Annotated in this window: 13 protein-coding genes; all 13 read right to left on the reverse strand. The window is 38.7% G+C overall.

The window, feature by feature from the left end; genetic code table 11:
* Positions 1-10: 10 nt before the first annotated feature.
* Positions 11-739, reverse strand: coding sequence for a glycerophosphodiester phosphodiesterase (locus AC6BKE_RS21730; protein WP_499858021.1), 729 nt, complete (start codon positions 737-739; stop codon positions 11-13).
* Positions 732-2303, reverse strand: a complete 1572-nt coding sequence (locus AC6BKE_RS21735; RefSeq protein WP_036122803.1) for a flagellar assembly protein A — start codon at positions 2301-2303, stop codon at positions 732-734. Before AC6BKE_RS21735 ends, AC6BKE_RS21730 begins: the two co-directional genes overlap by 8 nt.
* Before the next feature lie 314 nt (positions 2304-2617).
* Positions 2618-2818, reverse strand: coding sequence for a hypothetical protein (locus AC6BKE_RS21740; RefSeq protein WP_058844033.1), 201 nt, complete (start codon positions 2816-2818; stop codon positions 2618-2620).
* 420 nt (positions 2819-3238) lie between these two features.
* Complete coding sequence (gene spo0A / locus AC6BKE_RS21745; protein ID WP_036122798.1) at positions 3239-4030, reverse strand: sporulation transcription factor Spo0A; 792 nt, start codon at positions 4028-4030, stop codon at positions 3239-3241.
* A gap of 370 nt (positions 4031-4400) precedes the next feature.
* Positions 4401-5348, reverse strand: a complete 948-nt coding sequence (locus AC6BKE_RS21750; RefSeq protein WP_036122795.1) for a SpoIVB peptidase S55 domain-containing protein — start codon at positions 5346-5348, stop codon at positions 4401-4403.
* 123 nt (positions 5349-5471) lie between these two features.
* Positions 5472-7163, reverse strand: a complete 1692-nt coding sequence (recN, locus tag AC6BKE_RS21755) for a DNA repair protein RecN (protein WP_058844032.1) — start codon at positions 7161-7163, stop codon at positions 5472-5474.
* A 33-nt stretch (positions 7164-7196) separates the two neighbouring features.
* A complete protein-coding gene (ahrC, locus tag AC6BKE_RS21760) occupies positions 7197-7646 on the reverse strand; it encodes a transcriptional regulator AhrC/ArgR (RefSeq protein ID WP_004231170.1) in 450 nt (149 codons plus the stop codon).
* A 100-nt stretch (positions 7647-7746) separates the two neighbouring features.
* A complete protein-coding gene (locus AC6BKE_RS21765; RefSeq protein ID WP_036122784.1) occupies positions 7747-8565 on the reverse strand; it encodes a TlyA family RNA methyltransferase in 819 nt (272 codons plus the stop codon).
* A complete protein-coding gene (gene dxs, locus AC6BKE_RS21770) occupies positions 8565-10466 on the reverse strand; it encodes a 1-deoxy-D-xylulose-5-phosphate synthase (RefSeq protein WP_036122781.1) in 1902 nt (633 codons plus the stop codon). The genes AC6BKE_RS21765 and dxs overlap by 1 nt, the downstream gene beginning before the upstream one ends.
* 163 nt (positions 10467-10629) lie before the next feature.
* The gene (locus AC6BKE_RS21775) at positions 10630-11511 is read right to left on the reverse strand and encodes a polyprenyl synthetase family protein (RefSeq protein ID WP_499858023.1); all 882 of its coding nucleotides are present in this window, start codon (positions 11509-11511) and stop codon (positions 10630-10632) included.
* Positions 11512-11514: 3 nt separating this feature from the next.
* Positions 11515-11748, reverse strand: a complete 234-nt coding sequence (gene xseB / locus AC6BKE_RS21780) for an exodeoxyribonuclease VII small subunit (RefSeq protein ID WP_008179899.1) — start codon at positions 11746-11748, stop codon at positions 11515-11517.
* Positions 11745-13103 (reverse strand): exodeoxyribonuclease VII large subunit, encoded by a 1359-nt coding sequence (xseA, locus tag AC6BKE_RS21785; RefSeq protein ID WP_499858025.1) that lies wholly within the window; start codon positions 13101-13103, stop codon positions 11745-11747. Before xseA ends, xseB begins: the two co-directional genes overlap by 4 nt.
* A gap of 232 nt (positions 13104-13335) precedes the next feature.
* Positions 13336-14151, reverse strand: coding sequence for an undecaprenyl-diphosphate phosphatase (locus tag AC6BKE_RS21790; RefSeq protein WP_058844030.1), 816 nt, complete (start codon positions 14149-14151; stop codon positions 13336-13338).
* Positions 14152-14171 lie beyond the last annotated feature (20 nt).

Below are 14171 nucleotides of genomic sequence, written 5' to 3' on the forward strand. Positions count from 1 at the left end.
ATAGCTATTTTTATAGACGCTGCTGTGCTGCGATGACTCTATCAGGATAATCTGTAATCCAACCAATCACAGCATGGTGTGGATTTGTTAAGAAAGGCTCCGAGCCATCTATTGCATAAAAACGGCATGCTTTCTCACTTGTGACACAAGCCTCTAAGTATCTTGGTTTATAATATCTTTTATGCATATGGACACAGTCAGCCGCTTGATAATCAGCTAGCAAATCCCATTTTATTTTTTTCGTAGCAATAAAAGCTGTTTCATATTCAGGTCTATGCGCTTTCACAATCTCTAGAAGCTCGTAGTGAAAGGACGAAAAATGACTTCCCGTTGGCAGAACTAAGCCTCGAAGGAAGTTAATCAGACCACTCCTATTGTCCAGGATCGTTGATTTTAATTCAATATTCAATGGCAGCTGCTGTTGATTTGCCCATGCTAAAACTGCATCAAATGCTGGTATTTTATACGATGAAAATAGACGTCTCCAAGGCTTTCCTAGTTTAAAGCGCATAAGCTCCTCTATCGTACAATCACTCACCAGTTTATTGGTGCCGACGAGTCTTGATAACTGTGGATCATGATAGATTACAGGTAATCCCTCTTTTGAAAATTGAATATCTAATTCAATCCCGTCCGCCCCTAGCTCTAATGCTTTTTCAAAAGCCTGAAAGGTATTCTCCAATGCATAAGCAGATGCACCTCGATGTGCAAAGACAGGGATACATGATGAATTAGACATTTAGCTCACCAAATTCGAGCAGGAATTTACCATTCGTCATTTTGCTTAATAACGATGATTTTCTACCAATTTGAATATACGTACCAGGATGTGCCTCTTTTGTTACAATAATTTCTTCTTTTCCGACATGACGCATTTCATCCATTAATATTTTAACTTCACGATCTAATGTTAAGGCTTCAGCCTTTAATTTTGTTAAAGCTTGCTTTGTCTCTTCAAATGAAGCCGTTTGTTCTTTGGACATTTGATTGAGAAATGGCAATAAGCTTTTCATTTTCGTCTCATGGGCAGAAATTTCTGCTTGAATTTCTTTTAGCTGCGCTGCTTTTTCTTGCATGACAGAATTATTTTCTTGCTTATTGATGCTTTCAATTATCAAATCCGTTCGGCGCTCTAAGCGATTGCCTGAAATGGCCGTGACAATGGTATTTTTAGCTACCGCACGTCCCCCAATAATTTTACCTTTTCGTTCATCCACATAAATGGAATGGGCAGAAAGCTGTGAACCTAGCGCATAAAAACCAATATGAATACTATCACCTGCAAATAAATTCGCTTCATTCACATGCTTTACAAATATATTGCCCCCCGCTTCCACTATTGTTGAACCGAGTCCAAAAATGCCCCCACGAATATAAACGTCACCCTCAATGGATTTAATAAGCTTGGCACCGCTTACACCCTCTGCACCATCGATGGAAATATCACCAGTCGCAATCACTGTATAGCCACTTGTCACCGTTCCTTTAATACTAAGTGAACCATTAAATTCGAGATTGCCTGTTTCCACTCCAACATCACCGTTTATAGGAAGGTGTCGGTTTACACCAATCATCCCCTTAACATCATCTAAAACACCGGCAATTTTCGAGCGGATTACAACTTTTCCGTCCTCTTCCACTTCATAGGCAGATTTTGTATCGTATTTTATAGGAAAATCTCGCCCCGGTACAGCAGCAACTACTTCACCTAGCACATTTTTCCCTGCTTTACCTAATGTAGCAGGAATCTTTTCACCTAGCCATGAGCCTTCTGAAATTTCTGAAATGAAATTCATATCATAGTAATCTGCTTTACCGTCGTCACGAATGACCGGCTTTCTCTCTGGTTTAGGTAAGTATGTAATTTGTGCATCCATTCCTGCTACAGGTGGTTCTCCTTGAGCAATTAAAAATGCTTTTCCTGGCTCAGCCTTCGAAATATCAAAATCTAATATTCCATGTACAATGCCTTTTTCTTCAAGTGTTTCATGTACTTGTTGTGTCAATTTTTCGTGATTATTTTGAATATATTCGAGCGTTTCATATATAAAAATAGAGGCTGACATTTTATCACGTGCTATTTCAGCTTCCACATTCGGAAGCCAGCGACCAATTTCAACCAGGCTTGTATTTTGGGTTGACAACACGGTTTTTAAAATTGAAAAATTAGATAATTTAAGTCGTGGATGACTACGTAGAATGCTATCAAATTCTTTTAATGGGAAACCGGCATTAAAAGTAAGCATAAATACCTTGCCATTTTCTTCAGAAATTTCGAAGTTTTCATTTCGAACTAGAATCAAGCTACCTCCTCCTTCCCTCTACATGTAAGTATATACAATCACCTTCCATTTGTTTAGAGACCATTGTCACTACCTAGAAAGAAAATAGTACTACTAAACCATTAATGTATCCGACAATATTTTATTTTTTAAAAAATAAATTAGTTATTTAACACTATTTTTCTGCTTGTTTTTGTGTTTTTTTATTATAATTGCTGATATTTTCTAAGTTATTCCATTAGATTAGATTGAACAATCGTATTCCTAGAACAGGTAGTAAGGGGTTGCATCGCACTTAATCATAGTTCTTTTTAGTTCTTTTATACTACATTTTTTTAATTTTTCAATAGGTCATCAATACATATTTGGCTATTTTCAATATAGTAAGTGGAACCAATTTGTTTCAATTGCTCACGATTCATATAATTCATACTTATTTTACCATCTAATGCGACACGCACCTCAAATAAATTTTCCTCTATTTGTGTGATTTCTAGCGAATTCATTCCATCCAGTTGGAAATTTACAGTTTTCATTTTGAACACCTACTTTATAATTACTTCTCAATCAATGAATGCAATAAAAAAATACCCCAAACGGATGGGGTAGAAAAAATAAACTATTACCAAGCAGTATAACCAAAGTCATAAGTAAAATCTACTGTTGCCTTATTTGCCTATATTTTTATTTGATGTTTATGAAGAGGCGTAGCATTATCTTTTGCTTTTTTGCTGAAATTAAGGCTTAAGGTAACAAAGTTTAAGTACATGAGGGTACATTTTATAGAAAATAAACCAAGGCTTTTTTGCGGAACAATCCAACCCATTTCGATTATAAGAAACATAAAAATACGCCTTTCTAAACAGTGGTTAAACTGTCTAAAAAAGGCGTTATAAAAATATGCAGTATAATTGCTATAATCAGTTTTTCTGTCAATGTCCGCTAAGACTAGGCGTTTAGCTAGCCATCATATCAATGCGGATTTTGTCTGCGATCATGGCAATGAATTCACTATTTGTTGGTTTGGATTTTAAGTGATGCACAGTGTAGCCAAACATCGACGAAATGGATTCATAATTGCCACGATTCCACGCAACCTCAATGGCATGTCGGATGGCACGTTCCACGCGAGATGGTGTCGTATTGAATTTTTTCGCGATTTCCGGATATAAAATTTTTGTCACAGATCCTAGTAGCTCAATATCCTCAAAGACCATTTGAATGGCTTCACGTAAATAAGAATACCCTTTAATATGTGCAGGTACACCGATTTCTTTAATGATGGCCGTAATCGTGCTGTCTAATTGATGCTGATTTAATTTTTGAGGTACTGTCGGTTGTAACACGCTTGTCTTTTTCGGAAGTGTCGCCTTCTGTCCAGCACAATGTAGAATTTTTTGTACCAATTGATCGAATTCAAATGGTTTTAGCATGAAATAGGAAGCCCCTAAATCGACCGCTTGTTTCATGACATCTTCCTGGCCAAAAGCTGTTAGCATAATGACTTGGATGGATGCCATTTTCTCATTTTGATACATGGACTCTAATACAGCTAAACCGTCAAGATGAGGCATTATTATATCTAGAAGTAAAATATCTGGTGTGAATTCCTCAAGCATTTGTAGACAAACTTTCCCATTTGAAGCAGTTGCAATAATTTCTATTTCGGCATGTCCTTGAAAATACTGCTCCATTGTTTTTAATAACTCACGATTATCATCTGCAATCGCTACTTTTACCTTTGTCATTTCAATTCCTCCTTCTGGACTTGCTTTGAACACCTCAAAGCGTTAACCTAACCCCTAAATGCCGTTTTTGGCACACTGTGGAATTTTCGACATTTTTGTTTTAAAAACCTTTTCTATTTCCAAAAATGAGTATGTAGTCCGATACTTTCTTTTTATATCGACAAGTTACGCTAAATAGCTGCAACCTGTCGAATGCTCTTATTACTTATTTTAGATAAAAAATGTAGATAAAACTACAGTTTTTTTAAATATCATGACTCCTTCAGGAAGTTATCAGAAATACTTGTTGAAAAGGTAAAAATCCGCGTAGCTTCCTGCGGCTCTTGCTATGCTCACGGAAAAAAGCGGATTTTTACCATTCATCATTTTTTTAGGAAGATCTTCTTAACATTTCTGCTACAGTTAGTGCTGCTCCTTTTTTCGGCTCCTCAACAAACATATGTGTCACAGCACCGACAAAACGTCCGTCTTGAATGATAGGACTGCCACTCATTCCCTGCAAAATACCACCAGTTTTTTCGATGAGCTTTTTGTCAGATACTAAAAATTCAAGGCGTTCATTTTCAACTTTTGTAATTTCAATCGTAAAGGATTCCACCTTACTGCCTTCAATGGCTGTATAGATTTCAGCTTTCCCAGCTTTTATATCTTTTTCGTGCATAATTTCTATGGCTTTGGGCAATCTTTGTTGATAACCCTCTTCCCAACGGCCAAAAATACCATAAATAGTATTTTTATCTATACTGCCTAGTCGTTCTTGGTGCTTTTCAATGGAGGAAATTTTATAGCCTGGTTGACCCGGTGTGCTTTTACGAATTTGTTGGATGGAAGCTAAAAATATGGAGCCTGCTTTAAAAACAGGGGCTTCTTGTAGGGTTGAATCGACAATTTGATGACCTAGTGCACCGTAATTTTTTGTCTCTGGATCAATATAAGTCAGTGTTCCTACTCCATCTGTTTCATCTTTTAAAAAGGAAATGACATGCTCTGCTTCTTGGTCTTGTAACTCCAGTGTAATTTGTTGGCCACCACTATTGATCGTCCATTTCTGTTGGCCATCCTTTGCCACAGCTTGTTTGGCATCAGCAAGAGATTTTACTGGGACATCATTTATTTTTTCAATCACAGCACCTCCCTTCATCCACTGATTGGAAGCTAACAGTACATCATGTGCTACAAATACATGTGATAATTGAAGTTGAATTCCAATCGCTTCGCCCATTGGTATAAGCTTTTTGGCGGCAAAAGCTTGTATAGGCAACACTAACAAAAAGATGAGCATAGGCAAAATGACTAATTGACGCCAATGACGATTCATACGACACCTCCTTTTCATTTTTGTCTTTTTACTATGTGTTGTTGTGCCATTCTTATAAGCGGTAAATATTTGTGCAAAATGAAAAAAGCCAGAAACAGCAGACACTGTTCCTGGCATAAAAATTTAACGCATCTGTTTTTTTCGTTCATCCGCCATTTTTAAAAGTTCCGTTGCATGCTGTAATGTTAAGGCAGTAATTTCTGTTCCGGACATCATGCGACTTACTTCTTCAATTCGAGCATCTTGATCAATTTCTGATAAAGATGTAAATGTTCGATCATGCTCCACTTCTTTTTTTATAAAGTAATGATGATCAGCCATAGCAGCAACTTGCGGTAAATGTGAAATACATAAAACTTGAGAATTAACGGAAATCGCGGCTATTTTTTCTGCAATGGCTTGCGCCACACGGCCACTGACACCCGTATCAACCTCATCAAAAATAATGGATGTAATGCCATTAGAAGAGGAAAAAATGGTTTTTAATGCAAGCATCATGCGCGATAATTCTCCGCCTGATGCAATTTTTGGTAAAGACTTCGGCGGTTCTCCAACGTTTGTAGAGATATAGAAAATGATCTGATCTTTCCCGTTAGCATCAAAATATGGTAATTCATCGAAATTGACAATAAATTTTGCTTTTTCCATATGTAATTCACGTAACTCTGCCATAATTGCTTCACTTAATTGCTGGGCGGCAGCTTTACGTACAGTTGAAAGTTCACTCGCCAGATCACTGAGCACAGCTTCCATTTCTAACACACGTCGTTCTTTCACTTGCAATATTTCATCACGATTCAACAGCTCATTTAACTCTGTTTTAATTTTTTCGTAATACGCTAAAATTTCTTCCACTGTTGAACCATATTTGCGCTTTAAATTTTGCAATAACGCTAAACGTTGCTCAACTTCATTTAAACGAGCTGGATCAAATTCTAATTCATCTAATACATTTTTGACCTGATAGGCTGCATCCTGCAAGGCATAAAACGCAGTTGTCACCGCTTCAGAAGCTTCTTTAAATTGTTCGTCAACTGTTGCAGCATCTTCTAGCGCGCCCATAGCTGCACCAATCCAATCGAGTCCTTTCGATTCGCCTTGAATGGCCTCATAAGCTGCACTAGAGCGTTCAAAAATTTTATTGAAGTTCATAAGACGGCGACGTTCATCTAGGAGCTCGTCTTCCTCACCTAGCTTTAAATTAGCTTCCTCTAGCTCTTTTATTTGGAATTGATACAAATCAATCCGTTGTGCCATCAATTGTTCATCGATGGATATGGAGGCTAAGTCTTTTTTGAGTAAACGGTATTCCTCATAGTGAGTACTATACGTTTTTTGAATAGGTGACAGCTCTTCCTCTGCAAACTGGTCAAGCAAATTAATATGCTGTTTTTCATCCATCAACTCTTGATTTTCATGTTGACCATGAATATCAATGAGACTTGCCCCAATATCTCTTAAAACGGATAAGGGCACAAGCTTTCCATTTACACGGCAAATACTTTTACCAGAATCATTTAAATCACGGCGTAAAATAACGGTATCTTCTTCTATTTCAATGCCTGCTTCTTCTAATTTTTTCAGAACGGGATGAATGGAACTCGAAATTTGAAATAAGCCACCCAATTCTGCCTTTCTTGCGCCATGACGAATAAATTCAGTATTGCCTCGTCCCCCCGCAAGTAAATGCACAGCATCAATGATAATGGATTTTCCAGCACCCGTTTCCCCTGTGAGTACAGTTAAGCCTTCTGAAAAACTCACTGTCAAATCCTCAATGATAGCAAAGTTTCGAATACTAAGCTCTCTTAACACAAATTGTCACCTCTGAATCAAATTCCCCATTTTTTAAAGCATGTCTAATAAGCGATTTTTTGTATTTTCACGCTCATTTTCATTTCGACAAATAATTAAAATGGTATCATCTCCAGAAATTGTACCTAAAATTTCTGGCCAATCTAAATGATCAAGTAAGGATGCAATCGCATTCGCATTCCCTGGGAGAGCTTTCATCACTAAAAAGTGAGATGCGCCATCAATACTTACAAATGCATCTGCTAATGCACGATGTAATTTTTGGACTGGGTTGAAACGCTGATCTGCGGGCAGACTATATTTATAGCGACCATCCTGTAATGGTACTTTTACTAAATGTAGCTCTTTTATATCGCGTGATACCGTAGCTTGTGTCACATTATAGCCTGCTTCTTTTAAAAAATCGACTAAATCATCTTGTGTTTCAATTTCATGATTGGCGATAATATCCCGAATCCGTATATGTCGTTGTCCTTTATTCAACGAAATCACCTCTTATAAATAATAGTATATGTGTATAATCACCCTACCATTTTCAACAAAAAAGCACAAGAAAAAACACGGCTCAATAAGCGAGCACGTGTTATTTTAAAGAATTATGCGCTTCTTCAACGAGTGCATTAAAAGCTGTATATGCAGGGATGACTTCTTCTCCAATAGGATTCACTAAATGGAATAAAAATTCAATATTTCCTTCTCCACCTGTGATTGGAGAGAAAGAGGCATCCTTCACGACAAAGCCAAGCGTTGTCGCCATAGTGGCCGTCTTTTCTAATACTTCTAAATGTACTTTTTTATCACGAACAATCCCTTTTTTACCAACCTTATCTTTCCCCGCTTCAAACTGAGGTTTCACCAATGCCATAACATCACCACCTGGCAGCAATAATGTTTTTAAGACTGGTAAAATCAGTGACAACGAGATAAAGCTAACATCAATTGTGGCAAAAGCAGGTAAGCCTTCTGATAAATCAGCTGCCGTGGTATAGCGAAAATTCGTTTTTTCCATGACCGTGACACGTTCATCCGAGCGAATTTTCCAAGCCAATTGGTTCGAGCCAACATCCAGTGCATAGCAATGTCTTGCGCCATGTTGTAAGGCACAATCTGTAAAGCCGCCTGTAGAGGAGCCAATGTCAAGCATTAGCTTCCCTTCTACAGACATATCAAAAATTTGCAGGGCCTTTTCTAGCTTCAGACCACCACGACTTACATATTTTAAATCAGAGCCCTTTACTTGTAGCGGTGCATCGACGGCAATTTTCTCGCCTGCCTTATCAATACGTATTTCATTCGAAAAAACAAGTCCTGCCATAATGGAACGTTTTGCTTTTTCTCGTGTTTCACATAATCCACGCTCTACAAGTAAAATATCTACTCGTTCTTTTGGTTGTTTTGTCATTATTTATTCAAACCTACTTGCTGTTTTTGTTGAAGTAATACATGCATACGTGCAACCGTATCCTCTGCAGTCATATGAATTTCTGCAAGAAGCTGATCGACGTTACCATGCTCGATATATTGATCTGGAATTCCCATACGATCAATGAGCGCATTTAAATAACCATGGTCGTGAGCAAATTCTAATACACCACTACCGAACCCACCTTGTAGAACTGCTTCTTCAATCGTTAAAATCGGTTTATGATCGGCTAATATACGGTGCAGCATATTTTCATCCATCGGTTTGATAAAGCGAGCATTGACTACTTCAATGTCGATCCCTTGCTGTGCTAACATGTCAGCCGCTGCCATTGCCATTGGAATCGTTGTTCCAAATGTCAAAATCGATGCATCTTTCCCCTCACGCAATACTTCCCAACTACCAATCGGTAATGCGACAAGCTCATCATCTAGTGGCACACCTATACCGTTTCCTCGTGGGTAACGAAGAGCAATAGGACCACCATCATAATCAATCGCTGTTTTCACCATATGCTGCCCTTCATTTTCATCCTTTGGCATCATAATCGTCATGTTTGGAATATGACGAAGGAACGCAATATCAAATACACCTTGATGTGTTTCTCCATCTGCTCCCACTAAGCCAGCACGATCAATACCGATAAAGACATTTAAATTTGGGCGAGCAATATCATGCAATACTTGGTCATAGGCACGTTGCAGGAATGTAGAATAAATTGCTAAAAATGGCTTCATCTTCTGTGTGGCTAGACCTGCTGCCATTGTTGCTGCATGTTGTTCAGCAATTCCTACATCAAAGAAACGATTTGGGAAGTCTTTTTGAATGCCTTGTAGCTTGGAGCCAACAGGCATAGCGGGTGTAATGGTCACCACACGCTTATCCTCATGAGCAATTTTACGTACCGTCTCAGCAACTAAACTACTCCAAGCTGGTCCCTTGGCCTCAGACTTGACAAAGGCACCGTTTTCAATTTTATACGGACCTGTCCCATGCCAATTGCCAATAGTATCGTCCTCAGCAGGTTTATAGCCTTTCCCTTTTTTCGTAATCACATGAAGAAGTACTGGGCCTTTCACTTTTTTCGCATAGGATAAAGTCGTTTCAAGAGCCTCGAAATCATGTCCATCAATCGGACCAAGATATTTAAAACCTAGCTCCTCAAAAAACACTCCAGATACCACTAAATATTTTAAGCTGTCCTTCAAACGTTCAGCTGTCGAAGCAAGCTTACCACCTAATACAGGAATTTTATTAATGAGTGATTCTAGCTCTTCTTTCGCTTTGGAGTACTCCTTGGCTGTACGCAAACGACCTAAAACACTGTGTAAAGCACCAACATTTGGTGCAATCGACATTTCATTATCATTTAGTATGACAATCATATTCGTTTTCGCATGCCCAATATGATTTAAAGCCTCCAGTGCCATACCACCAGTTAAAGCGCCATCACCAATGATCGGGATAACATAGCTTTGTTCTTTTTTAATATCACGTGCTGCTGCCATACCCATGGCTGCTGATAAGGAAGTCGAGCTATGACCTGTTTCCCATTCATCATGTTCACTCTCCACGCGCTTTGGAAATCCACAAAGCCCTTTGAACTGACGCAGGGTGTCAAATTGACTCGCACGACCTGTTAAAATTTTATGCACGTAAGCTTGGTGGCCAACATCCCACAAAAACTTATCTTTTGGACTGTCAAACATTTTATGCAGCATTATCGTTAGTTCAACTACGCCTAAATTCGGCCCGATATGCCCGCCTGTGACAGAACATTTTTCGATTAAGAAGGTACGAATTTCTTGAGCAAGTTGCTCAAGCTCCTTCCTATTTAAGTTTTTTAAAAAGGATGGACTAGTTATTTTATTTAAATCCACCTTTCTCACACACCTTTTCAATAAAATATTCACCGCAATTGTGTTTCCACCATTATAACAGTGTTATCAATATGCTAAAAGTACGAACACTCCATTGTTTGCATATTGCAAACGTTCCCACCTATTCTAGCATATTCTTTTCCTTCAACGCCTTAATTTTCTCTTAGTTTTTACGATGAACAATATACGCAGCAAAGTCACGTAACAAGCTGACATCTATTGGTAATTGATCAAGTGCATTAATGGCATGTTGATAATGCTCAGCAAGCTTTTCTTTTGCTCTCTCTAACGTTAATAGTGCTGGATAGGTGCTTTTATCACTAGCTACATCTTTCCCAGCTGTTTTTCCTAGTTCTTCTGTCGTTCCTTCAATATCTAAAATATCGTCTTGAATTTGGAAAGCAAGACCGATATGATGCGCATATTCCTTCAAAGTAGCACGGTCCTGCGCTGATACATCTGCTAATACAGCTCCCGCTTCAATACTAAAGCGCAATAAAGCACCTGTTTTATTGACATGGACCTGTTCCAGTTCAGCTAAATTCAGTTGACGTTGCTCCCCTTCCATATCAAGCACTTGACCACCAACCATGCCTTCTGCGCCTGCTGCTACGCTAAGCAATTGGACAAGTTCAATGCGTTTTTCAGCAGACACTTCCATACGTGCTAAAATGCCAAATGCCAATGTATTTAGAGCATCTCCAGCTAATGTAGCCAGTGCTTCTCCAAACACCTTATGATTTGTTGGCTTGCCTCTTCTGAAATCATCATTATCCATGCTCGGTAAATCATCATGGATTAATGAATATGTGTGAATGATTTCAATCACAGAACCGACAATCAAACCGTCCTGTAGATTTTTACGGTAAAGCTCAAGCACAGCTAAGACAAAAAGTGGACGAATACGTTTACCGCCTGCCTTTAATGAATAAAGCATGGATTCCTTTAAATCTGCTGGTGCATCAATTTTTTCAACAAGTGCATACATGGTTTCTTCAATTTGTGGTATATTGCTTTCGATAAAGTACTTTAATGGCTCATTCATTTCCTAATTCTCTCCCTTTAGTGGATCAAATGCTGTTGTTTCACCAGTTTCTTGGACAATCGATACAAGCTGCTCTTCTGCATGTTGCAGCTTACTATGGCAAAACTTTGATAGCTCCATTCCTTGCTTGTATAAATCAATCGCATTTTCCAATGGCACATCGCCTTGCTCTAGCTGGCGAACGATTTCTTCTAATGCCGTCATGGCTTCTGCAAATGTTTGTTGTTTTTCTGTCACAACGATTCCCCCTCATTCTTTGGCAAGATATTCGTCACTTCAGCCACTACCTTCCCATCATGGAAAGTGAGCGTAAGCTGATCCTGCTTTTGCACCTCAGTGGATGATTTAATCATTTGCTGATCTTTATATGCTACTGTAAAGCCTCTAGTTAGAATGGATAGTGGATTTAAAGCTTCTAATGTTCTAACAGTTGCCTCGAATTGTTGTTGCTGCTTCGCCACATAATACGTCGTAGCACGAGATAATTGTTGGATGCGTGCTTCAAGCTCCCGTTGATGGAAGGCTAGTGCTTTTTTTGGTGAATGTTGCTCCACCGTACTATGTAATTGTTGAAGCTGGGCGCCTTTCTTCATCAAATCCACTTGCATCGCTGTCTGCAATCCGGACTCAAGCTGTGCTAATCTTTCCGTAAAAGGTCGATAAAGTCTTTCGGGCATGGACAATGGATAAGACTGTTGGAGTTTATTTAGACGTTGACGTTCAGCCATAAGTTGCGACCTAACCATCTGATGAAGTTGTGATTTTTGCGAAAGCACACGTTGAAATAATTCCGCCTGATCTGGTACAGCCATTTCGGCGGCTGCTGTTGGTGTAGGTGCACGTAAATCAGCAACATAATCAGCAATTGTCGTATCTGTTTCGTGACCAACTGCGCTAATAATAGGGATTCGACTGTCGAAAATAGCCCGTGCGACTATTTCTTCGTTAAATGCCCAAAGATCCTCGATTGAGCCTCCCCCTCGTCCGACTATCAACACGTCACAGCTTGCCTCCTGATTAGCACGTTGAATATTTTGCACAATATTCGGGGCTGCTTGTGCTCCTTGAACGAGTGTTGGATAAATTAAAATCTCAGCCAGTGGGTATCGTCTCTTTAACGTCGTACAAATATCTCGAATGGCAGCACCGGTTGTCGATGTTAACACACCAATTTTTTCAGGAAACTTTGGAATCGGCTGCTTCCACTCCGGTTTAAAAAGCCCTTCTTTTTGCAATTGCTCTTTTAATTGATTAAAGGCTACAAATAAGCTTCCAATGCCATCAGGTTGCATTTCCTGCACATAGAGCTGATAGGTTCCATAGCCTTCGTAAACGTTTACATCACCGCGAATAAATACTTGCATACCTTCCTTTGGCTCAAATGCTAACTTCGCGGCCGCTATTTTAAACATGGTAGCCGCAATTCGGGCACCATCGTCCTTTAATGTAAAGTAAATATGACCTGATTGATGAATTTTAACATTCGATAATTCACCCTTTACATATACTTCGCGTAAATGTGGATCGGCATCAAATTTTCGTTTAATATATTTTGTTAACGCTTTTACAGTTAAATAAGAAGCAGAGGACATGTTTTCGGCTCCTTTACTAAAATCAAGTTTTTCACAAAACTACACCTATCATAACATTTTTTACGGTCGTTGACGTGACTAAAATGCAGTTTCGCTAGAAAAAACGACGATGTTTCCTCTATCGAAAAATAACTATAACACATTCCTACACGTTCTCACTATTAGAAACCGTATATTGTAATACATTACAAAACAAAGTCCCATAACATGAGTCGTTATGAGACTTTATATTTTAATAGAATAGTAATAAAAGGGTCCCTACAATAAAGCAATAGTACGTAAAATAGCTAAGTTTACCACTTTTCATAATGCCCATAAACCAACGCATCGCAAAATAAGTCATAATGAGTGTTGCTAGGAAAGTAGCTGCATAGGGCAACGCTAATGTACCTTTATTCGGTTCGTCTAAAAAATCTGTAATCCCTAGGACAACCCCACCCAAACTTACAGGAATATAAAGCATAAAGGAGAAACGTAAGGCAGTATCCTGCTTCATCCCTACGGCTATTGCTGAAATAATTGTTGCTCCTGAACGGCTAATACCTGGCGTTAAAGCAACCGCTTGCCCCAATCCTACAATAATGGCATCTTTTGCACGTAAATCTGCATCTTTTTTCTTGCCACGCATATTACGTATTAACCATAATGCGGCCCCTGTGACAAATAACATGAGCGCAATCGTTGTCATACTGACGTTATCAGCTATGACATCACTTAATAACACCCCTAAAACGCCAGCAGGGATCGAACCAATCACGATATACAAAGCAAAGCGAAAATCTGCATGATACCGTTTTTCACGTGTCTTCAGATAAAGAAAAAAATGGGTAATAAGCCGAACAATATCCTCACGATAAATATACATAATAGCAAGTAGCGAAGCTGTATTTGTTAAAATGGCAAACGTAAATCCTTGCTCCCCAAGTCCAAGTATTTCACTGGCGATCATCACATGTCCACTCGACGATACAGGGATGGGTTCTGTGAAACCTTGGACAAGACCAATGATGATATGTTTGACAATTAACACAATATCGATATTTTCCATAAAAACCTCCTTCTAAGTAT

The organism is Lysinibacillus sp. COL-1 (genome assembly GCF_059814265.1).

Bases quoted from the DNA above. Each gene is read 5' to 3' on its own strand.
- AC6BKE_RS21730 (WP_499858021.1), bottom strand. From the start codon at position 739: ATGTCTAATTCATCATGTATCCCTGTCTTTGCACATCGAGGTGCATCT.
- AC6BKE_RS21740 (WP_058844033.1), bottom strand. From the start codon at position 2,818: ATGAAAACTGTAAATTTCCAACTGGATGGAATGAATTCGCTAGAAATC.
- spo0A (WP_036122798.1), bottom strand. From the start codon at position 4,030: ATGACAAAGGTAAAAGTAGCGATTGCAGATGATAATCGTGAGTTATTA.
- AC6BKE_RS21750 (WP_036122795.1), bottom strand. From the start codon at position 5,348: ATGAATCGTCATTGGCGTCAATTAGTCATTTTGCCTATGCTCATCTTT.
- AC6BKE_RS21765 (WP_036122784.1), bottom strand. From the start codon at position 8,565: ATGACAAAACAACCAAAAGAACGAGTAGATATTTTACTTGTAGAGCGT.
- AC6BKE_RS21775 (WP_499858023.1), bottom strand. From the start codon at position 11,511: ATGAATGAGCCATTAAAGTACTTTATCGAAAGCAATATACCACAAATT.
- xseA (WP_499858025.1), bottom strand. From the start codon at position 13,103: ATGTCCTCTGCTTCTTATTTAACTGTAAAAGCGTTAACAAAATATATT.
- AC6BKE_RS21790 (WP_058844030.1), bottom strand. From the start codon at position 14,151: ATGGAAAATATCGATATTGTGTTAATTGTCAAACATATCATCATTGGT.